The following is a 20,756-nucleotide window of genomic DNA, read 5'->3' as shown; positions in this document are numbered from 1 at the left end:
ACGCCGTGGACAATCTCTTTGAGCTCATCGCCTCGTCGGGGTGCTCGCCCCCTGCTCTTTTACCGGCATAATCCTGGAGCTCTGGAGGCTTTCTCATTAAGCCTCCCTTATCGCTGTGACCAATTACTGGCAAATTTTGCAGTGCCCGTACCAGGGGATGACCCAAACCCTTTACCTAGAGGCCAAATCCCTCGAACTGATTGCCCTGTTTCTAGACGCGATCGACGACGGCGGCACCGCTCAACCCGTTTTTCATCGCGACGATCTAGAGCGCATTCACCAGGCGCGGCAAATTCTGCAAAGCAATCTCCAAACGCCACCTTCACTGATCGATTTGGCGCGACAGGTGGGCCTAAACGATCGCAAGCTCAAGGAAGGTTTTCGCCAGGTATTCAACACCACTGTGTTTGGCTATCTCACTCAGCAGCGCATGGAAAAAGCCTGTCAACTTTTGGGGCAGCAGCGATCGGTTGCGGCAGTTGCAGCGATCGTGGGCTACGCTAGCCCAACGGCCTTTAGTGGTGCCTTTCGGCGCAAGTTTGGCATAACGCCCAAAGCGTATCAGCTAGCCAACTGCCGGGGTGCTTAGGGGTTCGGTTTTGGGCGCGATTTTTATATCAATCGTCCATGCCGCTAGGCGTTACCCAAAAGATGAGAAACGTAGGGTGCATCCACGCAGCGATGCACCATCTTAGGGACTAAGCATTAAGGAGAACCCAATATTCAAAAAGTCCCGATCGCAGAGAAAAAAGTCCCGGTCGCAGAGAAAAGCCACCTCTAAACCCCATAGTCTGAATCTCATCTAATTGAGAATACTTCTCGTTTGCCAGCGCTGACGAATTCGGCGGCTAGTTGTGGTGTGAGGAATGATGACTTCAAAGTTGGGCTTCGGACTGTTTGTGATGGGCTTACTGGCAGGCGTAACCGCCCCGCTAGCTGGGGCAGAGTTGCCACCTCAGGACTCTGAGCCAGCCCCAGCGGCACTCACCGTAGAGGAGTGGATCGCCCAGGAGCAAGCCGATACCGCAGCGGTGATTACTGACGTGCAAATCACCGATACCCCCGAGGGCTTGAGAATTGAACTGGTCAGCGATCGCCCCCTGGCGATCGGCACCTCTCGCACCGAGGGCAACGCGCTGATTGCCGATATTCCCAATGCGGGGCTGGAGCTGGCCGACGAGGGTACAGCCGAGCAGTTTGGCCCCGCTGAGGGCATTGCCCTGGTTCAGGTAACCAGCCTGCCCGACGGCACGGTGCGGCTGGCCATTACCGGCACCGACGGGCCACCCACCGCCCAGATTGACACAGCCACAGGAAATTTGGTCTTCAACGTCGCGCCAGGAGTAGCCCAGGTTGGCGGTACTGAAGACGCCATTCAAATTGGGGTAACGGGCCAGGGGCAACCCGATTACCGCGTTCCCAACGCCGCCGTCGGTAGCAGAACCGATACCCCCCTGCGCGATCTCCCCTTTTCGGTGCAGGTGGTGCCCCAGGAGCTATTGGAAGATCGGCAGGTGCAAAGCGTCAACGAAGCCCTTCGCACGGTGGTTGGCATTAGCCCCGACAACTCGTCTCAGTCTGCCTTTGAGGGCTATACCATTCGCGGTTTTTCGGGTAGAAACATTCTGCGCAACGGGCTGCGCGACGACACCAACATTACCTCCCGCATTGCAATTCCCAATATTGAGCGCATTGAGGTGTTGAGAGGCCCAGCGGGGGCCTTATTTAGCCAGGGTGCGCCCGGCGGCACCGTCAACATTGTGACCAAAAAGCCCTTGGCGACCCCCCACTACATTGTGGAAGGAACCATTGGCAACTTTGACACCTATAGCGGCTCTATAGACTTTACCGGACCGCTCAACCAGTCTGAAACGCTGCTCTATCGTCTCACCGCAGGCGCTTCTAGTTCGTCAACCTTCATTGATTTTTTTGAGCGCCGCAATTACGTCATTGCTCCTACCGTCAGCTGGCAGGTTGGCCCCGATACTCTGATCAATTTTGAAGGGGAATACACCATTTCTGAACAGCCCAACGATCGCGGCCTACCCGCAGTAGGCACCGTTCTGCCCAATATCAATGGGCAGCTGCCGCGCAGTCGATTCATTGGTGAACCCAACGATGAATTAGACAAAAACGATCGCTACGTGCTGCGACTGGGGTATACCCTTGAACACCAGATCAACCCCGACTGGCAGTTGCAAAATTCGTTTCGAGCCAGTTTTCAGCAGACGCCCCAAAACTCGCTCTTTCCCACAAATTTGCTCGCTGATCAGCGCACGCTAGAGCGAGGAATTTTTAGCACTAGCGACCAGTCTCAAGATAATTATTCTTTTGACACCAGCCTGACAGGCCGTGTGCAAACGGGCAGCATTTCGCACCAGCTTTTGCTGGGCTTTGATGTCAACCGCGATATCTATGCCTCCAGTGCTCAAGAATTTATCCTCGACCCCATCGACATTTTTAATCCGGTGTATGGGGTCGCCCAGCGGCAGTTCGTTGCCGACTACCCGAGAGAACCGTTTATTACCAACTCGGTGGGGGTTTATGTGCAGGATCAAATCGACCTGCTGCCCCAGCTAAAACTGTTACTGGGGGGACGGTTTGACCTGGTGAGCCAGCAAACGCTGTTTGCCGATGGCACAGAGGCCTTTCAGGACGATACAGCGTTTAGCCCGCGATTGGGGTTGGTGTATCAACCCAGCGACAGCCATGCGCTCTATGCCAGCTACAGCCGCTCGTTTTTGCAGAGCGTGGGCACCGCCTTTGACAACACTCTTTTTGAACCCGAGCGGGGCAATCAGTACGAAGTCGGCATCAAGTCTGACTGGCTCGACAATCGACTCTCGACTACTTTGGCTTTTTACCAAATTACGCGTACAAATGTGTTAACCGAAGACCCCATTAACCCCAACTTTTCGGTGCAAACGGGGGAGCAGAGAAGTCGCGGGGTTGAGCTTACGGCCACGGGTGAAATTTTACCGGGGTGGAACATTGTGGCGGGCTACGCCTACACCGATGCCCAGATTACGGCAGACAACACGTTGGCGGTGGGCAATCGCCTCAACAACGTGCCAGAACACGCCGCTAGCCTGTGGACAACCTACGAAATTCAGGAGGGGTCGCTCCAGGGTTTAGGCTTTGGGCTGGGGCTGTTTTATGTGGGCGATCGCCAGGGTGATCTCGACAATTCTTTTCAGGTACCTGGTTATACCCGCACCGATGCCTCGGTATTCTATGAACGAGAAAATTTCCGGGTGGGGCTAAACCTTGAGAACCTGTTTAATATCACCTACTTTGAAGCCGCCGAAAGCCCTCTGCGCGTTTTCTACGGCGCACCGTTTACTGTCAGAGGCACGGTTTCCTGGTCGTTTTAGGCGCGCTAAATAGGTGATTTAAGGATGCAAGCTTATGATCTATAAGTCCTGGCGGCAACGCATTCAACTGTTCTTAGCCGGAGTTTTTTTAGTAGCTCTGATCCAGAGCTGTATGGGTTCAGGCCGTTTACCGTCTGCGACACCATCAGCGCCCGAGTCGTCAAACTGTCGCATGGTTCGCCATGCTCTAGGGGAAACCTGTGTGCCCAATCAGCCGCAGCGCGTGATTACCTTGAGCGTGCCCAGCCTGGGGGATGCGATCGCCCTAGGGGTCAAACCAATCGCCACCATCGTCTATTTTGACGAACCGCCGCCCTACCTGGTCGAGCATCTAGACTCCATTCAAATATTGGGCAAAGAAGAACAACCCAGCCTTGAAAAGATTGTGGCCCTCAAACCCGATTTAATCATTGGCATTCAGTACTCTACCGAACCCATTTACAGCCAGCTAGCGCAGATTGCTCCCACCGTCGCTGATGATTGGGAAGGATATCCCTCCTGGCGAAGTCACTTTGACTTTGTCGCTGACGCGTTGGGGAAAACAGATTTGGCCCAAGAGGTTTGGAGTCGCTACGATCAGCGCATTGAGTCGTTAAAAACTGCGCTAGGAAAAAGTCAGCAAAACTTAGAAGTTTCCTTCGTCCACACCTGCTGCGGCACGATTGATTTGGACTTAAGCAACTCCTTCAACGGCAGCATTTTGGCCGACGCAGGCTTGCGTCGGCCACCAGCCCAGGCTGTACCTATCGATGGCGGTATTGTGAAGCTCTCTGAGGAACGATTGATGGACATTGACGGCGATGTGCTGTTTGTCGCGACCGACGGCTTTGAGGCAGCAGAGACCATAGCCGAACTCAAGCAAAATCCGCTGTGGCAACAGCTCAGGGCAGTCCAAAATGATCGGGTTTACTCAGTCAACTATCCAACCTGGAGAGGCGGCAATCCTCTGGCCGCCGATGGGGTGATCGATGACTTGTTCAAATACTTAGTGAAAGATGCTCAACCAGCTTGATTAGAAAGTTTCAGTCAGAGCATTCATTGAGCTGTTTCATGATGATAAATCCATGCCAAAATCCACGCTTTTTATCTGTCGTTCCTGCCAACAATTAGAGCAAAGACCTACAGAACAGCCCGCAGATGGAGCGGTTTTGTGCGATCGCATTCAAACCCTGCACCAAACCTGGTCGCGCCAGTCAGAGCTAGAGGTGCGCGGCGTAGACTGTCTGTGGACCTGCGATCATCCCTGCTCTATTGCGTTGTCGGCAGACAGCAAACCCACCTACGCCCTGGCGAAAGTCTTAGTTAAAGACGGCAACCACGGCGAAATTGCCGAGGCCGTTCTGCAACTGAGTGAACGCTATCTCGATAGCAAGAGCGGCAGCATTCCCTGGAAGCAGTTTCCAGAGGTCTTAAAAACCGAGTTTATTGCTTGCATTCCATCTTCAAAATCGAGTAATTCAGGCACAGCATCCTAAGGTTATACATTAAGTTTGTGCGTACGTTTACAACTATTTGGTGCGGTCAACTCGTATCTACCATTGGTAGCTATATGACCGAGTTTGCCCTGACCCTCTGGGCCTGGGAATCAACTGGATCGGCCACCGCTGTAGCGCTGTTAGGGTTCTTTTCTCAGATTCCTCGAATTCCTATTACCCTTTTTGCCGGGCTAATTGTCGACTCTCCTACGGAGCGGCGGCGCGATCGCTTTACCCGCAAACGACTGATGATGCTGGGGGATGCCATTGCCGCTCTATCGACCGTTGGCATTGGCCTGCTCTACCTGAGCGATAGCCTACACATCTGGCATTTGTATTTAGCGGCAACTCTCAACGGTGGCTTTAGCCAGATCCAGAGTTTGGCCTATCAAACCTCAATTTCGACCCTGGTGCCCCCCACCCAGCTGATTCGAGCCAACAGCATGAACTCGGCGGTGCACTACGGAGCCGCCATCTTTGGCCCGGCTCTGGCTGGCGTGCTCTACCCGCTGGTGGGCCTGCTGGGAATTTTGGGCATCGATTTGGTTAGCTTTGCGGTGGCGATCGCCACCCTCTGCACCTGCCAGATTCCCCAGCCGCCGCCGGTTGGGGCAGAACTCGAAACCCTGTTGGCCAAGCTCACCTTTGGTTTTCGCGCAGTGTGGCGACAGCCTAACCTACGGGCGCTGCTGCTGATCAGCACGCTGTTCTGGTTCTTTCACGATTTTGGTGGGGCCGTCTACGACCCGATGATTTTGGCGCGCTCGAACGGCAGCGCTGTGGTTTTGGCCAGTACCGCTTCGGCAGCAGGCTTGGGCGGTGTGATCGGAGCTATTTTGCTCAGCGTTTGGGGCGGGCCAAAGCGCCGGGTGGCCGGTATGCTGGCCGGTTTTGTGGGGGCAGGGTTGAGCAAAACAATATTTGGCCTGGGGCGATCGCCCCAGGTCTGGGTACCGGCACAGTTCAGCTCTTCGCTCAACTTTCCACTGCTGGGCAGCTCCGAAACCGCCCTCTGGATGGAAAAAATTGCTCCAGAGCAGCAGGGCCGAGTGTTTGCGGCCAATGCCCTGGTATTGCAGGTAGTCAGCGCCGGAGCCACCCTCGTCGCTGGCCCCCTGGCCGATCGCATTTTAGAACCAGCTATGGCCCCCGGTGCCAGTCTCGCCGAGTTTTGGGGCGGCAGCCTTGGCACTGGCCCCGGCGCGGGCATGGCGCTGCTGTACGTGGCCTGCGCCCTGGCCATGGTTGGAGTAGGTCTGGCGGGCTGCTGGATGCCCAATCTCAAGCGCCTCGAACGCTCGCTGCCCTAACCCGATCGATCCGCCTTGGGTTAAAGAGCCTTACTCGCCGCAGACCGTTTGATTGCGCCCTGCCTGCTTGGCTCGATAAAGGGCCTCGTCAGCCGTCGATATCAGCGTTTGCACAGAGGTATTGCGGCTAGGTATTTGGCAGGCTACCCCCAGGCTAACGGTGACATAGACCGTCTCGGTAGCCGTTTCAAAATTGACGATATTGAGGTTGCGAATGCTGGTACGAATGGCTTCGGCCAGAATGGATGCACCTGCCAGGTCAGTCTGGGGCAAAACCACCGCAAACTCTTCTCCCCCATAGCGGGCCAGCACATCCGTCGCTCGGTTAATCACCTGCTGGCTGGTTTGAGCCACGGTGACCAAGCAATCATCCCCAGCGGGGTGCCCGTAGCGATCGTTGAACTGCTTGAAGTAGTCAACATCAAACATAATCAGCGAGAGCGGCAGGTGGCTGCGGCCCATCCGCTTCCATTCGCGCTGCAGCACGATGTCAAAATAGCGACGATTGGCAATCTGGGTTAACTCGTCGCGGTAGCTCAGGTCGTTTAGGCGCTGATTGGCTTGCTCTAGAGCCCGATTGCTTTCGCTCAGACATTTGGCCTGGTACTGCACCTGAGCTAGCAGATTGGCCTGCTGCACTGCGATCGCCAGCTGGTCAGCTACCTGTTCGAGTAGCTCCGCTTCGCCCGGTTCCCACTGCCGGTAGGTTGTACAAGTCTGGATAATGAGCAGGCCCCACAAGTTGCCTGACCCCTGGGGCTGAGGTTGCAGAATGGGAACCACGATCGCTGACTTAGCCACTGTCGCCTCAATCCACTGGTTGATGCAAAAATCGTCCGCTTCGATGCCCAAATCGGGGATCGCTCTGACGGTGCCCTGGCCGTAGTGCTGGTGGCAGAGCTGTCGCAATCCGTCTGCCTGCCACTGCCAGGCATCAGCGGCGATCGGGCAGTCTGACTGTGTAGTGCTTTGAATAATTTCGCCAGCGTGGTCGGAGGTGAACTGAAAAATGAGCGTGCGATCGACCCGCAAATAGTTCTGCACCTCCTCAGTGGCGGTAGCGAGAATACTTTGCAGGTCTAGGGTTTGGCGAATCTTTTGGGTAATTTGCCAGAGGGTGTGCTCGCGCTCTGCCTTGCGCTGAAGGGCAATTTCTGCGGCTTTGCGATCGCTAATATCTTGAACTAGCGCAAAATAGCCCTGCACCCCGCCTTCTATGCTGTAGTCGGGCACTAGCGTGGCCTGCACGTGGCGCTGCCCAGACAAGTAGGGCATAACGGCCTCGTAGACCACGTTTTCTCCTGACAGGGCGCGATCGACATTGGCTTTGGCCTTTTGGTAGGCCTCCGCACCAATTACCTTCTCAAGGGGCTGACCATAGATGTCTTCGGGTTTAATGCCAAACCAGGCTTGATACGTGGTATTGGCATACTGGTAACAGCGGTTTTGGTCAATATAAGATATGCAGACCGGGAGCGAATCCATCAGCTGTTGCAGCAGGTGGAGTTGGGCATAAACCTGAATCTGTTTGTTCACCGTCGCTTCGTGCCGCCATGCCGTTGGCGGCAGATTGGCATCGACAGAATCCGGCGTGATCTCATTCCAAAAGCGAGGAGTATTATGTTTTCCTGGAGAAGCCTCGGCCATGGAAGAAAACCTGCAAGAATCAGATTAATTGGGCAAGATCACTAGCAGAAGCCGCTTATGCCCCCCTAACTATCTCTTTTCCCAGACGGCGCACTCCAACGTTTCAGAGAGCTAGGGCTGGCGAAAAATATAGTGAAGTACATCCTCACAAAAAAAGGCCGAAATAATACCTCCCCTAGGGATTGAAATTTAAGAAAATTATGTAGTACTGGAGGCATGTTACAAAGAACCGTTGACAGGAGAGCGCATTAGCTGGCGGATCTCGCTAGCACGGACGGTGCTCGATTGCGATGTACCGCTGATGTAGGATAGGTAGCCCTGTGGCTTCGACTCCGCTCAGCCAGCGTCTGGCTAGTCCCTCTGGGGCGGCTTCGCCAACGACTCCGCTCAGCCAGCGTTCTCTGATGGAAGTCGGTAGGACGGCTATGGTTGGAGCAATTCTTCCTATCGATGTAGCCGCTGGCTTTGACTCCGCTCAGCCAGCGTCTGGCTGAAACCCGGCAATGCTCTTTTGGATAGAGCACAAAACCCCTCAATCAGCTTAAAAATCAAACTCAGGTACGCAGAAGGCGTGAGGGGGCTACATAGGGGGTACTAGATGGGTAGACGGTTGATCTTAGCCGCTATTTGGGTTGGGTTTGTCGGCTACGTGCTCTGGCTGGCACCGCTCGATCGCCCCTATACCTGGACGTTTGCCCGTCAGCTGGTGACGCTGCACTGGGGTGAGATCAATGCTTACCTGCTGGCCATTTTCTGGCTAATGGGGGTTTGGCCCATGATCTACGCCTGCCTGATGTTTGCCGATGGCCACATGCAGCCTTTTCCAGCCTGGCCTTTTTTCATAGCCTCAAATTTTACCGGGGTAATTTGCCTGCTGCCCTATTTACTCATGCGGCAGCGCAACCATGCCTTCTACGGTCAAAAAGACGAGTGGCTGAGCTGGTTAGACCGGCGATCTACTGGCGTTGGGCTGTTGATAGCGGCGATCGCGTTGATTGGCTTTGCAGTCATCACTGGCGACTGGGCCGACTTTTGGGCGCAGTTTCATACCCACGCCTTTGTGCATTTAATCAGCCTGGATTTTTGCCTAATGGGAGTCATTTTTCCGCTCACGTCGCTGCTCGATGACGATATGCAGCGGCGCGGGGTTGATTCAACTAAGTGGTTTTGGGCGATCGCGCTGGTGCCCCTGTTTGGCCCGCTGATGTACCTGTGCTGGCGGCCCGAGCTACCAGATAGCAACCAGCAGACCTGCGCCCGATTCGCAAGTTCAAACGCCACGTAGCCCATTGAACAAATTAATTTTGGCCGAAGAATGATTAGTACCGCTGCGCGGAGTTCAAAATGCAGAATTAAAAATCAAAAAACGCTATTGCATAGGTGGCTCAGGCTTCTTGAAGGGTTAGGAGAAGGTTAGGTTTTTCTGTATTGGATATGTTTTAACGGCTTAATCTTTATAGGCTGATTTTTGACAAATAGAATCAGTAAAGGGTCTTGTTTTTGCGCCACTTATTTGAGTTATCGAACAGCCTCTAGTTGAGTAGATCAAGAGTTCAAAATCTCCTCCCTTCTATCAGCTGGGGCTCCCTCCAATGAGCGATGAGGCTAGCCTGAGCGATCGCTTAAAACGATAGATGATGCAACGGTTGCCACCAGTTTTACCGGCGTTTTCAACGTTTATCCTCGGTTTTGCAACGGTTGCTGGCTTCACAAACAGGAGGAAGCAATCTATGGCTTCACAACACAGACGCGCGGTGGGAGTTTTTCCCGATCGCCCCAGAACGGCTTCTGCTTTGCAGGCGCTAAACGACTCAGGCTTTTCTATGAGTCACGTTTCGGTGATTGCCAAAGACCCGGAGCGGCAAACCGCGATCGCTGGGGTCAAAGTCAAAGATGAGGCAGGCAACCAGGCCGATACGGGCGGTGCCGTTGGTGCCGTCACGGGCGGTTTGCTGGGCGGCGTCACCGGGCTACTCGTGGGTCTGGGCACGCTAGCCATACCGGGAATTGGCCCAGCCGTACTGGCTGGAGAAGCCGCTACGGTATTGGCCACGCTGGTGGGCGGTGCCGCTGGGGCTGCCGCTGGTGGTCTAGTGGGTGCCCTGATTGGCATGGGTATTCCTGAGCACCGGGCCAAGCACTATCGCGATCGCGTGGCCCAGGGCGACTACCTGGTCATGCTCAAAGATACTGAGCCTGAAATTGCCCGTGCAGAGCGCACCCTAAAGGCCGCTGGCATTCAAGACTGGGGCGTCTACCAAGTTCCCGACAGCGTGGCTAGCGCTGGCTCACCCAATGCCACCTTCAGCGGCGATTCTTCTCTTTCGGGGGGCGGTCTTGCGGGCAACGGTCACGTGTCTGCTGGCCGCGACAACCCCTACAACCAGGTCGATCACCCGATGGATCAGCGCTACCCCCATCGAGAGACGCGCCGAGAGGGAACGGTGCCCCCGGCAACAGGGTTACCCCACGCTTCTAACCCAAGTAGAGTTCCGCTGAAGCCCCCGCTGAAACCATAGACAACTCGGTCAACGTGGCGAATTCAGCCGCGTGAATCCTTAAACCAACTGCACCCGTTGAGGAAAAATCTCGTGAATATCTTGAAATCTATCCGCCTTGGGGTTATTGCCCTGTGCCTGGGCGTCGTGTTGTTTACCACTAGCGCCTGTGGCACCGCGACTCAAACTAGCACCGGCACCGGGCTAGCCCCCACCGCCTATAGCCAGCTTGAGCGCGGCGATACCGCCAGCGGCGAAAACTATGGCCGCTGGGTCATGCAGACCGCCCGAGGGCTAATTAGCGACGCCTACGTGCGCGACAACGACAAGCTCGGCGTGGTGATTTCGCCCGACGTAGCACCTCGAGAAGTCAAAACTTTAGCCCAGTCATTGGTGCAGGGTTTTCACAAAAAGTTTCCTAACCGCGACCTGAGCGTGCTAGTTTACGCTCCCGACAAAGAGCTAATTTTGACGGCCAACTACGACGATACGACCCGTCAGGTCCAGTACCAGTAGACGGTTTCATTCCTTCAAAAAACAGTTCATTTCAAAGCCATTAGAAAGAGCAGGACATAAGTTATGAGCAGCAGCAAAGACTACAAACGCCAGATTATGAACGATCTGGCCGGTGGCAATGTCGAGAGCATTGACAGCCGCTCGACTCAGCCCGAGCGCGAGTATGCCAACTTCGACGATTTTGCCAAACGCTCCTCGCGTGAGGAGCGGCGGGAGCTGGGGCGTGGGTTTCACCCCGATCGCATTCCCCCCAGCCAGATGGAGCCCGAACTGCGCAAGGCAATTTCCCAAATTAAGCCCCAGGAGCGCGACGACGTGGCCCGCGACCTGTTCAAGCACCTGAAAGAGCGCGGCCTCAGCGATCGCGACCTGGAGCGTCAGCTGGGCCTTTCGACCCACCACGCCAGCCGCATGAACGAAGACGACGTCACCAAACTGGCCTCCTTCACCTACCACAGCCACCCCGACATCTTCCAGGACGTGCTGGCCGACCAGCCCGGCATTCTGAAGTTCTTCAGCAACCCGCTGGTGGGGGCCGCCGTGGGCGCGATCGCCGCCAAGTGGCTGGGCAAGCGCTAGATTGCCTAAGCCGAGACGGCTATTTCTCACCCTGAATATACTCACCCGGGCCGTCAGGATCTCAATTCTGGCGGCCCGGTTGCTATCTTATCGTCAGCGGCGGAACGCCCCTGGTCGAAGGGGGTCTGGGGTCAGCGAAATGGCCCCAGTAGCACCTTGAGCTGACTGTTGCAGTTGTGGCTCGCGTGCCCCGGCCTCGCTGCAACACGGAGACTGTACCAATGCTCTAGAGGTATCCTGGGAGTAGGGATAAGACACCTTGATGTCGCAGGAGACAAGTATTTGATGACTCTTCGGGGCTTACTCAATCGGTGGGTGGTGGGTCTGCTGGTGGTGGCGATCGCGCTGCTGAGCCTCCTCACTGCGCCCACCACTGCCATGGCAGGTGAATCTGTTCAGCCCAATCTGCCTGAGCTAACGGTGTACCGCAGCCCCACCTGCCGCTGCTGTGGCCACTGGGTCGACCATATGAAAGCCGCCGGGTTTCAGGTGCAGGATGTCGTCACCGAAGACATGGCTGCCCTCAAGGCCCAGTACGGCGTGTCAGAGGCCGTGGCCTCCTGCCATACGGCAACTGTAGGGAGCTATGTGATCGAAGGCCACGTGCCGGCGGCCGATGTGCAGCGACTAAGCGAGCAGCCCAATGTGCTCGGCATTGCGGCCCCAGGCATGCCCATGGGTTCTCCGGGGATGGAAATGGGCGATCGCATCGATCCCTACACCGTGGTCTCGTTTACCCAGGCGGGCGAAACGGCGACCTTTGCCGAGCATCCCTAGCGAACCGATGGCCTACTACCGCTGCCAGCCCCAGGCTTTTGCCGATGCCTACCTCCACAACCTGCGGGGAGGTATTCAGGCCTGCCGCTACTTTGCCACCAACAACCTCAACCGCGATTTTGTCGCCACTAAGGGGTTCTCGGTGGTGTTCACCCAGGCGGGTCGGGCCGAGGTCGATCGTCAGTTTCCCTACTTCAAGCCCTACCTCGACCAGGCGCTGCTGCCCGACTGCAACGCCTTTTACCTCAACCCGCTGCTGCTGAAGCAGGGCTCGCGGGTAGACCCCCACATCGATCGCTCACTGCGCTCCTACTGCAAAACCATCGACCCACCCGACCAGGTCAGCGTTCTCTACGTGCAGGTGCCCCCCGACCTGGCCAGCGGTGAACTGGTGCTACAGCGAGGTCGGCAGCGGGTGGCGCAAATTCAGCCCCAAACCGGCATGCTGCTGCACTTTCAGGGCGACCTAACCCACTCGGTAAATGCGATGGCCAGCCCCGGCAGCCGCCTCAGCCTCGTGTGCGAACAGTACACCCTCGATGCCGATGCTCTTTGGGATATTCCCGAATTTTTGATCGAGTCCAGGGCTGCGGCCCCTGCAAAAACCAAGCGCTGAGCCATGGGCTTACACGTTTTTGCGAATAGCTAGAGTAGTGCAGGATTCGTAGCTTTGCTGTCGGTCACTATGACAGGTTAGAGACAAAATCAGTAAGCTAGGACCATAGTATTGCAGTATTGAGCGGCGGTAATCAGTTTGATTCAGGAAATATTTCTCGAAAGCGACTGGGAAGAGGTCGAACAGGCCCAGGCCGCCTGCGCCGAACGGGCTACCCAGCTGCGGGCCGAGGGCCACACCTGCACCTGCACCACCCTCTACCGCATCACCGACGGTCGGCGCGTCTTTCTGCTCGAAGCGCAGCACCCCGACATGCTGGAGCCCGAAAACAAGCCCTCCCGGCGCAAGCCACCCTCGCGGCGGCCCACCCAAAGAAGTTGAGGGCTGCTACTGCTTAACCAGGCTCAGGGCTACGGCCTCGGCCACTCGAATGCCGTCGATACCCGCCGACAAAATGCCCCCGGCGTAGCCTGCCCCTTCGCCAGCGGGGTACAGCCCGATGGTGTTGAGACTCTGGAAGTGCTCATCGCGCTTGATGCGAATGGGGGATGAGGTGCGGGTTTCGACCCCGGTGAGCACGGCGTCGGCCATGGCAAAGCCGTGGATCTGGCGATCGAAAGCAGGAATGGCCTCGCGGATGGCGGCGATCGCGTACTCCGGCAAACTGTCGCTCAAATCGCCCAGCTTCACCCCCGGCTTATACGAGGGCAGCACCTCCCCAAACTGGGTGGAGGGTCGCCCGGCCAAAAAATCACCCACCAGCTGCCCCGGTGCCTCGTAGGTGCCGCCCCCCAGGGCAAAGGCCCCCTCCTCCAGCCGCCGCTGCAGCGCAATGCCCGCCAGTGGCCCATCGGGGTAGTCTGCCTCTGGGGTAATGCCAACGACGATCGCGCTGTTGGCGTTCGACTCGTCGCGGGCGTACTCGCTCATGCCGTTGGTGACCAGACGGCCCGGTTCTGAGGCGGCAGCCACCACCTTGCCGCCGGGGCACATGCAAAAGCTGTAGACCGTGCGCCCATTTTCGCAGTGGTGCACCAGCTTGTAGTCGGCAGAGCCCAGCCGGGGGTGCCCGGCCTGGTCGCCCAGGCGACAGCGATCGATCAGCGATTGCGGGTGCTCAACCCGAAAGCCAATCGAAAAAGGCTTAGCTTCGATATACACGCCGCGATCGTGAAGCATTTGGAAGGTGTCGCGGGCGCTGTGGCCTACGGCTAGCACCACGTGGTCGCTAGCCAGGTAGTCGCCATTGTCGAGCCGCACACCGCGCACCCGGCCCTGGTCGAGGTCGATATCGACCACGCGAGTTTGAAAGTGAATTTCGCCGCCCAGCGCCTCGATATTCGCCCGCATATTCTGCACAATTTTGATCAGGCGGTAGGTGCCGATGTGGGGCTTGTTGATATAAAGAATTTCGGGGTTGGCTCCCGCATTCACCAATTCGGTGAGCACCTTGCGACCGTAGTGGTGGGGGTCGCTGACCTGGCTGTAGAGCTTGCCGTCGGAGAATGTACCCGCGCCGCCTTCGCCAAACTGAGCGTTAGACTCGGGGTTGAGGGTTTTCTTCAGCCAAAAGCCAAAGGTATCGACGCTGCGATCGCGCACCGCCTTGCCCCGCTCTAAAATAATGGGTCGAAACCCCATCTGCGCCAGCATTAGCCCGGCAAACATGCCGCATGGCCCCATGCCAATCACAATCGGGCGGTTCGCTAAGCCTGCCGGAGCCTGGGCTACCGGATGGTAGGTCGTATCCGGCGTGGGCACGACGTGGGGGTCTTTTTTGAACCGCTTCAGCAGCGCCTTTTCCTTCGGCGTCTCGACATCCACGATGTAGACGAGGGTAATGTTGCCCTTTTTGCGCGCGTCGTAGCTGCGCTTAAAAATGCTGAAGTCATTTACATCTGCTGCCGTCAGGTGCAGCTTCTTGAGAATGGCTTCCTCAAGGGCGGCTTCAGGGTGGTCGAGGGGCAGTTTGATTTGGCTGAGGCGGAGCATACAGAGTCGCGAGTCTCAGGGTGGCGCAGAAACCGATCATGCCACACGGGCTTAGAGTTCTGCACAACCGCGATCGTCAGCGACCGGCCCAGAGCGCCATTTCCCGTCTGGAATGCTCTATTAGCCCGGTGTAGAGGTGACTATCAACCAACTTCAAGTCTAGACGTGACGTTTTGCCGACAGGAAGATGTCACATCCGCACTGAGTTTGTTGGAGCACACCATTCTGAGCGGCGCTTACAAAGGATAGGTCACGATGAAACTAACGTTGGGCTGGGCTTTGCTGGGCAGTTTACCCCTGAGCCTGTTGAGCAGTCTAGGGGCAGCGGCCTTTGCCAACACCATTGAGCTGAGTGTCTTACCGCTGCTGGATGGACCAACGGCCAACTGCCCTGAGCGGATCATTGCCCACGAAACTATGCGGCCCTATTTCGAGGGCGGCTTCGCCACCGACGGCATGATCAAACTGCGCGACATTGCCACCAACATTCGAGTCTCCCAGTCCGATCGCTTCAGCACCACCTGGGTAGGCACGCTCAAGCCCGAGTACCGCAATTGCCAGGCCTCGGGCGGCATGCTCACCATTGACGGCGAAGACTTTGAAGGGCACTCCTACATTCGCGTGCAGCTGGCTAATGGTCAGGTCAAAGCCATTCTCGATATGACCGGCATGAGAGATGCCAATGGGTTTACGACGGTGGTGACCTTCAAGGGCCTGCGCGACGGCAATCCTCGCTGGACCTGGGGCGGCACCGATTAGAATTTCGCTCTTAGAATTTCGCTCAATGTGAAGTTGCTTGGGCGGGGGCAAACGGCTGTCTGCCCCCGCCCAAGCCATGAGCGTTTGATTCATCCCTATATCCAGTAGCCCTACTTAACTCCTCCAGTAAAACAGGGAAAGATCTACCTGAGGTTGCACCGAGGGATTGAATCTAGCTCCTACAGTGAAGGGGCGTTGATTTCCCTGTTTAAATTATTTGTGGATATCTATATTCTCGACCTGCTAGTGATTGGCCTGGTGCTGCTAGCAGTCACCCTCGGATCGGGCTGGATTAGTAGACTGCCCTTGTCCTATGCCTTGATCTACTTGATCGTAGGCATCATACTCAGTCCCTACGGGTTTAATCTAATTCGGGCACGGCCCGATGCTGAGCTGTTAGAACGGCTGACGGAGATGGTCGTTCTAATTTCTCTGTTTAGCTGTGGGCTCAAAATGAATCGCCCCATCAAAGCCTGGGCGTGGAATTCTACTATTCGACTGATTGGCTTTTTGATGCCGCTCTCGATCTTTGCGATCGCGGCGATCGCCCACTTTGTTCTCAAGCTGGAGTGGGGCGAAGGCATTTTGCTGGGGGCAATTTTGGCCCCCACCGACCCGGTACTGGCCTCCGAGGTACAGCTCTACGATCCCAAAGACCGCGACGAGCTGCGCTTCGGCCTCACTTCCGAGGGCGGCCTCAACGATGCTTTGGCCTTTCCCTTTGTCTACTTTGGGCTGCACTGGCTAAAAGATGACAACTGGCAAAACTGGTTTACTCAGTGGGTCATCGTCGATCTGGTGTGGGCGATCGCGGCGGGGCTGCTGGTGGGGGTTGCAGTTGCTAAAGGCATTTGCTGGGTAGAGCATCGCCTTGAAAAGGGTCGTGCCGTCGACGATCTCATGGAAGATTTCGTCGGGCTCAGTATTATCTTGCTGAGTTATTCTGTGGCTGAGCTGGTGCACGGCTACGGCTTTTTGGCTGTTTTTGTCGCCGGGGTCACCATGTACCAGAAGTGCGAGAGCGCCGAGCGATCGGCCTCGCGCCTGCGATTTATGGAGCGGCTCGAAAAACTGGCCGAAGTCGGCATCATCTTGCTGCTGGGGTCACTGCTGCGCCACGCGCCCATGTTGCGCTTCATCGGCCCGGCGCTGGTCATAGCAGGCACACTGCTGTTTGTCATTCGTCCCCTGGGCGCGTGGGTTAGCACCATTGGCTCGCCTGTCCACCCCAGCACTCGCTGGCTATTTGGCTGGTTTGGCATTCGTGGCGTGGGCTCGCTTTACTACTTAACCTACGCCCTGGGCCAGGGCCTGGAGGGCGAAGTCGGCGAACTAATCGCCTGGCTAACGCTGACTACCGTTACCATTTCAGTGGCGCTGCACGGCATTACCTCCACGCCCATCATGCAGTGGTACGAACGCAACATCGAGGGCAACAACTCTTTAGAGAAACAGCTTCCCAATCCCGACTGATTCCCGACTGAGCCGGTCATCCAGTTCGCCAGTCGATAAGCATTGCAACGAAGTATCGGGTAGATCGGAGCAAAGCGGGTATCCTGGCGGAGGCTCTGCTCGGTGAATCTGACCCATGACCACCTTTGTTGCCCTCGATTTTGAAACCGCCGATCGCTACCGCGACAGCGCCTGCTCGATTGGCCTGGTGCGGGTCGAGCAGGGGCAGGTGGTCAACAAAGCCCACTACCTAATTCGCCCCCCGCGACGGCAGTTTGAATTCACCCATATCCACGGCATCACCTGGCGGCAGGTAGCCAACCAGCCCGACTTCGCCGAACGCTGGCCCCAAATCGCCGCCATACTGGCCGGGGCAGAATTCTTCGCCGCCCACAACGCTTCCTTCGATCGCAGCGTGCTCCATGCCTGCTGCCAAGCCCACGGCATTGCGCCCCCGGCTCCCGACTTTATCTGCACCGTTAAACTGGCCCGCCAGGCGTGGAATATTCGCCCCACCAAGCTGCCCAACGTGTGCGACTACCTGGGCATTCCCCTCAACCACCACGATGCGCTATCGGATGCCGAGGCCTGCGCCAAAATTGCCATTGCCTCAGCGCTAGCCGGGGTATCCAGATAAGTCCTTCTACACCGTCGCTGGGTTCGCCCCGTTGCCCTTGAAACCTCCTGCTCCAGGCTGCACCTCCACCGTGCCGCGAAACATATTCATGCCGCAGGTAAACTCGTAGCGCCCTGGCTGAGTAGGCGTAAATTCGATCGCTGTAGTCTGGTTTACGGGCAGATCGCGGGCAATGCGAAACTCAGGAAACCGCACCGCCTCCAAGCAGCTGCTGGGGTCTTTGCGGTAGAAGTTGAGCCGCACTGGCTGCCCCGCCTGCACCACAATTTCGCTGGGGTCGTAGCCGCCATCGACGGTGACGGTAATCTCCTGCACGCCATTGGTAGCGCTGGCCTGGCGAGACCTGGGCTTGCTGAGCAAAAACCACCACAGCTCTAGCCCAATCAGGCCCAGCCCGGCTCCGGTGACGGCTACCTTAGTCCACAGCGGTTGCTCAATGCGCTGGAACTGGCCTGTAGACTGGGACGCGCCCATGGTGCCGTTTTCCATCTCCATCTGGGCGGGGGTACCAGTAGCTAAGCCGATCGCCAGACCCAAGCTGGCGAGGGTGGTGAAGAGGTAAGGTCGAATTTTCATGGCAAATACTTGTGATGGAGTGGGTGAGGAAGGTGAGGTGGATGAGGAAGGTGAGGGTGGAAGATAGCAATTCAAAATCCTTCCTCATCCCCTTATCTCCCCTGTAGCTTCGGTCGAAAGTTCCGCAGCCGCAGGGCGTTCGTCACTACCGACACCGAGCTAAAGGCCATTGCCGCCCCGGCAATAATCGGGCTGAGCAGCCAGCCAAAGATGGGGTAGAGAATGCCCGCTGCGATCGGGATGCCCGCGACGTTGTAGATAAAGGCAAAGAACAGGTTTTGGCGAATATTGGCCATCGTGGCGCGCGAAAGCTGAATGGCGGTGACAATACCGTGCAGGTCGCCAGAGATCAGGGTGATGTCACTGGCAGCGATCGCCACATCTGTCCCCGTCCCGATCGCCATCCCCACATCGGCCTGAGCCAGAGCCGGGGCATCGTTAATGCCGTCGCCCACCATCGCCACCACCTTGCCTTCTCGCTGTAGGGTTTCGATCTGAGCGGCTTTCTGGTCGGGGCGCACTTCGGCAAACACGCGGGTAATGCCGACTTCATGGGCGATCGCCTCGGCAGTGCGGCGGTTGTCGCCGGTCAGCATCACCACCTCCAAGCCCATGCGCTGTAGGGTAGCAATGGCGGCAGCCGAGGAGGGTTTGACCGCATCGGCAATGGCGAGAATCGCCTCTACTTGGCCATCCACTGCCAGCCACACCACGGTGCGGCCCTGCGATTCCAGCTGCTCCCATTGGGTTTGTAGGCGTTCGGTGGCGATGCCCAGTTCCTGCATCCAGCGGTGGGTGCCTATCTGCACCCGCTGACCCGCCACAGTGCCCTGAACACCGCTGCCTGCCACGGCCTCAAAGGCTTGAGAATCCCCTAGGGTCACCCCCTGGGCCTGGGCATAGTTGACCACCGCTTCCGCCAGGGGGTGCTCGGAGTTGCGCTCCAGCGTTCCAGCCAGTTTCAGCAGGTGCAGTTCGGTGGCGGTGCCGTTCACCGTCAGGTAATCGGTCACCGTCGGTTTGCCCTGGGTAATGGTGCCGGTCTTATCCAGCACGATCGCCTGAATGTTGTGGGCCAGCTCCAGGCTGTCGGCCCCTTTGATCAAAATGCCGTTCTCGGCCCCTTTACCGGTGCCCACCATGATCGAGGTCGGTGTGGCCAGACCCAGGGCGCAGGGGCAGGCAATAATCAGCACGCCCACGGTCGTAATCAGCGCCATGGTGATGTTGCCCATGACGTTGTACCAAACGATGAAGGTGAGCAGGGCGATCGCCATTACCGCTGGCACAAACCACGCCGTCACCCGGTCAGCCAGCTTTTGAATCGGCGCTTTTGACCCCTGAGCCTGCTGTACCAGCTTGACAATCTGAGCCAAAAACGTGTCTTTGCCCACCCGCGTGGCGCGAAACTTGAAGCTGCCAGTTTTATTCAGCGTCGCCCCAATCACCTCATCGCCGACGGTTTTTTGCACCGGCACGCTCTCGCCGGTCACCATCGCCTCATCCAGCGTAGAAGCGCCGTCGATAATCTCGCCATCGACTGGGATCTTTTCCCCAGGCCGCACCAGCACCACGTCGCCCAGCACCACCTCAGCAATGGGAATGTCATGCTCCCGGCCCTCGCGGATTACCCGCGCAGTCTTAGCCTGCAGGCCCATCAGTTTGCGAATGGCCTCAGAGGTTTGCCCCCTGGCCCGATTCTCTAGCAGACGACCCAGCAAAATCAGCGCAATAATGACCGCTGCTGCCTCAAAGTACACATCCGGGTTCAGCCCCTGGTCAATAAACCACTGGGGGTAAACCGTGGGAAACAGCGAGTAGAGAAAGGCCGTCCCGGTGCCTACCGCCACCAGGGTATCCATACTGGCAGAGTGACGCTTGAGCGCTTTCCAGGCGTTGATGAAAAATCCACTGCCCGCCCAAAACAGCACGGGTGCGGTTAGCACCAGCTGCAGCCAGGGGCTGTGCAGCCACATCGGGATAAACGGAATCGGCAGTCCCGTCATCATCGGCAGCGAGCCAATCACCAAAATGCCGCCGATCGCCAAACTAAAGACGGCTTTGCGGGTGAGCTGGCGGTTTTCGGCCTGGCGCTCCCGCCGCTCGTCGTCATCTTCTGGAGCCAGCACGTCGTCTTGCATGGGCTGGGCGGTGTAACCCGCCTCATTCACCGCCGCCTGAATCTGGGCCAGGCCCGTGCGCTGGGGGTTGTAGGTCACCGCCGCCTGCTCAGCCCCAAAATTCACGCTGCAGGTCTCGACCCCAGGCACCGTGCGAATGGCGTCTTCAATATTGCTGGCGCAGGCGGCACAACTCATGCCCCGCAGTTTGAACGTTTGAGTTTCCATGGGTCCCTTCTCAAGCATCGATACAGAATGGCTAAATACCCGGTTTCTAGGCCGCAGCCCTGGTGGACTGCCAGGCCTCAACCTGTAGGTTGGGTGAAACGAGGTAGAACCCAACACCAGGATGTTGTCGGGTTCTGCTAGCGCGCCACCCAACCTACAAAAGGCCTTATTGTGTTGCTGACTCTGCCCTAGTGAATGGG

The 20,756-nt window shown here is 57.2% G+C and carries 20 protein-coding genes; 16 read left to right on the top strand and 4 right to left on the bottom strand.

The annotated features are described in order from the left end of the window. Positions 1-115: 115 nt before the first annotated feature. The 5 genes from ACQ4N7_RS16935 (at position 116) to ACQ4N7_RS16915 (ending at position 6,159) form a co-directional block, all read left to right on the top strand. Entirely contained in the window at positions 116-589 is a 474-nt protein-coding gene (locus ACQ4N7_RS16935) for a helix-turn-helix domain-containing protein (protein WP_430712674.1), read from the top strand. A gap of 280 nt (positions 590-869) precedes the next feature. Further along, positions 870-3,374, top strand: a complete 2,505-nt coding sequence (locus tag ACQ4N7_RS16930) for a TonB-dependent siderophore receptor (protein WP_430712673.1) — start codon at positions 870-872, stop codon at positions 3,372-3,374. Between the two features lie 202 nt (positions 3,375-3,576). After that, complete coding sequence (locus ACQ4N7_RS16925) at positions 3,577-4,386, top strand: iron-siderophore ABC transporter substrate-binding protein (protein WP_430712672.1); 810 nt, start codon at positions 3,577-3,579, stop codon at positions 4,384-4,386. A 52-nt stretch (positions 4,387-4,438) separates the two neighbouring features. Next, the gene (locus ACQ4N7_RS16920; RefSeq protein ID WP_430712671.1) at positions 4,439-4,849 is read left to right on the top strand and encodes a DUF1636 family protein; all 411 of its coding nucleotides are present in this window, start codon (positions 4,439-4,441) and stop codon (positions 4,847-4,849) included. A 17-nt stretch (positions 4,850-4,866) separates the two neighbouring features. Next, positions 4,867-6,159, top strand: a complete 1,293-nt coding sequence (locus ACQ4N7_RS16915) for an MFS transporter (RefSeq protein WP_430712670.1) — start codon at positions 4,867-4,869, stop codon at positions 6,157-6,159. Positions 6,160-6,189: 30 nt separating this feature from the next. On the opposite strand, the gene ACQ4N7_RS16910 is transcribed toward ACQ4N7_RS16915, so the two are convergent. Then, positions 6,190-7,806: a diguanylate cyclase domain-containing protein gene (locus ACQ4N7_RS16910; protein WP_430712669.1), complete on the bottom strand. Its 1,617-nt coding sequence runs from the start codon at positions 7,804-7,806 to the stop codon at positions 6,190-6,192. 320 nt (positions 7,807-8,126) lie between these two features. Between ACQ4N7_RS16910 and ACQ4N7_RS16905 the strand changes: the two genes are divergently transcribed. The 8 genes from ACQ4N7_RS16905 to ACQ4N7_RS16870 all read left to right on the top strand — a co-directional run bounded on the left by ACQ4N7_RS16905 (position 8,127) and on the right by ACQ4N7_RS16870 (position 13,173). Continuing rightward, positions 8,127-8,300 (top strand): hypothetical protein, encoded by a 174-nt coding sequence (locus tag ACQ4N7_RS16905; RefSeq protein WP_430712668.1) that lies wholly within the window; start codon positions 8,127-8,129, stop codon positions 8,298-8,300. Positions 8,301-8,404: 104 nt separating this feature from the next. Then, on the top strand, positions 8,405-9,091 hold the full coding sequence (locus ACQ4N7_RS16900; RefSeq protein ID WP_430712667.1) for a DUF2834 domain-containing protein: 687 nt from the start codon (positions 8,405-8,407) through the stop codon (positions 9,089-9,091). A gap of 445 nt (positions 9,092-9,536) precedes the next feature. Further along, positions 9,537-10,325 carry a hypothetical protein gene (locus ACQ4N7_RS16895; protein ID WP_430712666.1) on the top strand — a complete coding sequence of 263 codons (789 nt, stop codon included), beginning with the start codon at positions 9,537-9,539 and terminating at the stop codon, positions 10,323-10,325. 72 nt (positions 10,326-10,397) lie between these two features. Beyond that, positions 10,398-10,820, top strand: a complete 423-nt coding sequence (locus ACQ4N7_RS16890) for a hypothetical protein (RefSeq protein ID WP_430712665.1) — start codon at positions 10,398-10,400, stop codon at positions 10,818-10,820. A 63-nt stretch (positions 10,821-10,883) separates the two neighbouring features. After that, on the top strand, positions 10,884-11,399 hold the full coding sequence (locus tag ACQ4N7_RS16885; protein ID WP_430712664.1) for a hypothetical protein: 516 nt from the start codon (positions 10,884-10,886) through the stop codon (positions 11,397-11,399). Positions 11,400-11,684: 285 nt separating this feature from the next. Continuing rightward, complete coding sequence (locus ACQ4N7_RS16880; protein ID WP_430712663.1) at positions 11,685-12,176, top strand: DUF411 domain-containing protein; 492 nt, start codon at positions 11,685-11,687, stop codon at positions 12,174-12,176. Positions 12,177-12,183: 7 nt separating this feature from the next. After that, the gene (locus ACQ4N7_RS16875; protein WP_430712662.1) at positions 12,184-12,792 is read left to right on the top strand and encodes a 2OG-Fe(II) oxygenase; all 609 of its coding nucleotides are present in this window, start codon (positions 12,184-12,186) and stop codon (positions 12,790-12,792) included. Positions 12,793-12,930: 138 nt separating this feature from the next. Continuing rightward, positions 12,931-13,173 carry a hypothetical protein gene (locus tag ACQ4N7_RS16870; RefSeq protein ID WP_430712661.1) on the top strand — a complete coding sequence of 81 codons (243 nt, stop codon included), beginning with the start codon at positions 12,931-12,933 and terminating at the stop codon, positions 13,171-13,173. A gap of 6 nt (positions 13,174-13,179) precedes the next feature. On the opposite strand, the gene ACQ4N7_RS16865 is transcribed toward ACQ4N7_RS16870, so the two are convergent. Beyond that, a complete protein-coding gene (locus tag ACQ4N7_RS16865; protein ID WP_430712660.1) occupies positions 13,180-14,784 on the bottom strand; it encodes an NAD(P)/FAD-dependent oxidoreductase in 1,605 nt (534 codons plus the stop codon). A gap of 255 nt (positions 14,785-15,039) precedes the next feature. On the opposite strand from ACQ4N7_RS16865, the gene ACQ4N7_RS16860 reads away from it, so the two are divergent. The 3 genes from ACQ4N7_RS16860 to ACQ4N7_RS16850 all read left to right on the top strand — a co-directional run bounded on the left by ACQ4N7_RS16860 (position 15,040) and on the right by ACQ4N7_RS16850 (position 17,632). Continuing rightward, positions 15,040-15,543 carry a hypothetical protein gene (locus tag ACQ4N7_RS16860; RefSeq protein ID WP_430712659.1) on the top strand — a complete coding sequence of 168 codons (504 nt, stop codon included), beginning with the start codon at positions 15,040-15,042 and terminating at the stop codon, positions 15,541-15,543. A 219-nt stretch (positions 15,544-15,762) separates the two neighbouring features. Then, entirely contained in the window at positions 15,763-17,016 is a 1,254-nt protein-coding gene (locus tag ACQ4N7_RS16855) for a cation:proton antiporter (RefSeq protein WP_430712658.1), read from the top strand. A 115-nt stretch (positions 17,017-17,131) separates the two neighbouring features. Continuing rightward, positions 17,132-17,632: a 3'-5' exonuclease gene (locus tag ACQ4N7_RS16850; RefSeq protein ID WP_430712657.1), complete on the top strand. Its 501-nt coding sequence runs from the start codon at positions 17,132-17,134 to the stop codon at positions 17,630-17,632. A gap of 6 nt (positions 17,633-17,638) precedes the next feature. On the opposite strand, the gene ACQ4N7_RS16845 is transcribed toward ACQ4N7_RS16850, so the two are convergent. Both ACQ4N7_RS16845 and ACQ4N7_RS16840 read right to left on the bottom strand, forming a co-directional pair. Continuing rightward, complete coding sequence (locus ACQ4N7_RS16845) at positions 17,639-18,208, bottom strand: cupredoxin domain-containing protein (RefSeq protein ID WP_430712656.1); 570 nt, start codon at positions 18,206-18,208, stop codon at positions 17,639-17,641. A gap of 92 nt (positions 18,209-18,300) precedes the next feature. Continuing rightward, complete coding sequence (locus tag ACQ4N7_RS16840) at positions 18,301-20,556, bottom strand: heavy metal translocating P-type ATPase (RefSeq protein ID WP_430712655.1); 2,256 nt, start codon at positions 20,554-20,556, stop codon at positions 18,301-18,303. Positions 20,557-20,756 lie beyond the last annotated feature (200 nt).

It is taken from the genome of Nodosilinea sp. AN01ver1 (genome assembly GCF_050565655.1).
Classification (GTDB): domain Bacteria; phylum Cyanobacteriota; class Cyanobacteriia; order Phormidesmidales; family Phormidesmidaceae; genus Nodosilinea.
The sequence above is the reverse complement of the archived record's forward strand: the minus strand, read 5'-3'. Positions and strand labels throughout refer to the sequence as shown.

Coding starts and splice junctions, on each gene's coding strand:
- ACQ4N7_RS16930 (WP_430712673.1), top strand. CDS start 870: ATGACTTCAAAGTTGGGCTTCGGACTGTTTGTGATGGGCTTACTGGCA.
- ACQ4N7_RS16920 (WP_430712671.1), top strand. CDS start 4,439: ATGCCAAAATCCACGCTTTTTATCTGTCGTTCCTGCCAACAATTAGAG.
- ACQ4N7_RS16910 (WP_430712669.1), bottom strand. CDS start 7,806: ATGGCCGAGGCTTCTCCAGGAAAACATAATACTCCTCGCTTTTGGAAT.
- ACQ4N7_RS16900 (WP_430712667.1), top strand. CDS start 8,405: ATGGGTAGACGGTTGATCTTAGCCGCTATTTGGGTTGGGTTTGTCGGC.
- ACQ4N7_RS16895 (WP_430712666.1), top strand. CDS start 9,537: ATGGCTTCACAACACAGACGCGCGGTGGGAGTTTTTCCCGATCGCCCC.
- ACQ4N7_RS16885 (WP_430712664.1), top strand. CDS start 10,884: ATGAGCAGCAGCAAAGACTACAAACGCCAGATTATGAACGATCTGGCC.
- ACQ4N7_RS16880 (WP_430712663.1), top strand. CDS start 11,685: ATGACTCTTCGGGGCTTACTCAATCGGTGGGTGGTGGGTCTGCTGGTG.
- ACQ4N7_RS16875 (WP_430712662.1), top strand. CDS start 12,184: ATGGCCTACTACCGCTGCCAGCCCCAGGCTTTTGCCGATGCCTACCTC.
- ACQ4N7_RS16865 (WP_430712660.1), bottom strand. CDS start 14,784: ATGCTCCGCCTCAGCCAAATCAAACTGCCCCTCGACCACCCTGAAGCC.
- ACQ4N7_RS16860 (WP_430712659.1), top strand. CDS start 15,040: ATGAAACTAACGTTGGGCTGGGCTTTGCTGGGCAGTTTACCCCTGAGC.
- ACQ4N7_RS16850 (WP_430712657.1), top strand. CDS start 17,132: ATGACCACCTTTGTTGCCCTCGATTTTGAAACCGCCGATCGCTACCGC.
- ACQ4N7_RS16845 (WP_430712656.1), bottom strand. CDS start 18,208: ATGAAAATTCGACCTTACCTCTTCACCACCCTCGCCAGCTTGGGTCTG.
- ACQ4N7_RS16840 (WP_430712655.1), bottom strand. CDS start 20,556: ATGGAAACTCAAACGTTCAAACTGCGGGGCATGAGTTGTGCCGCCTGC.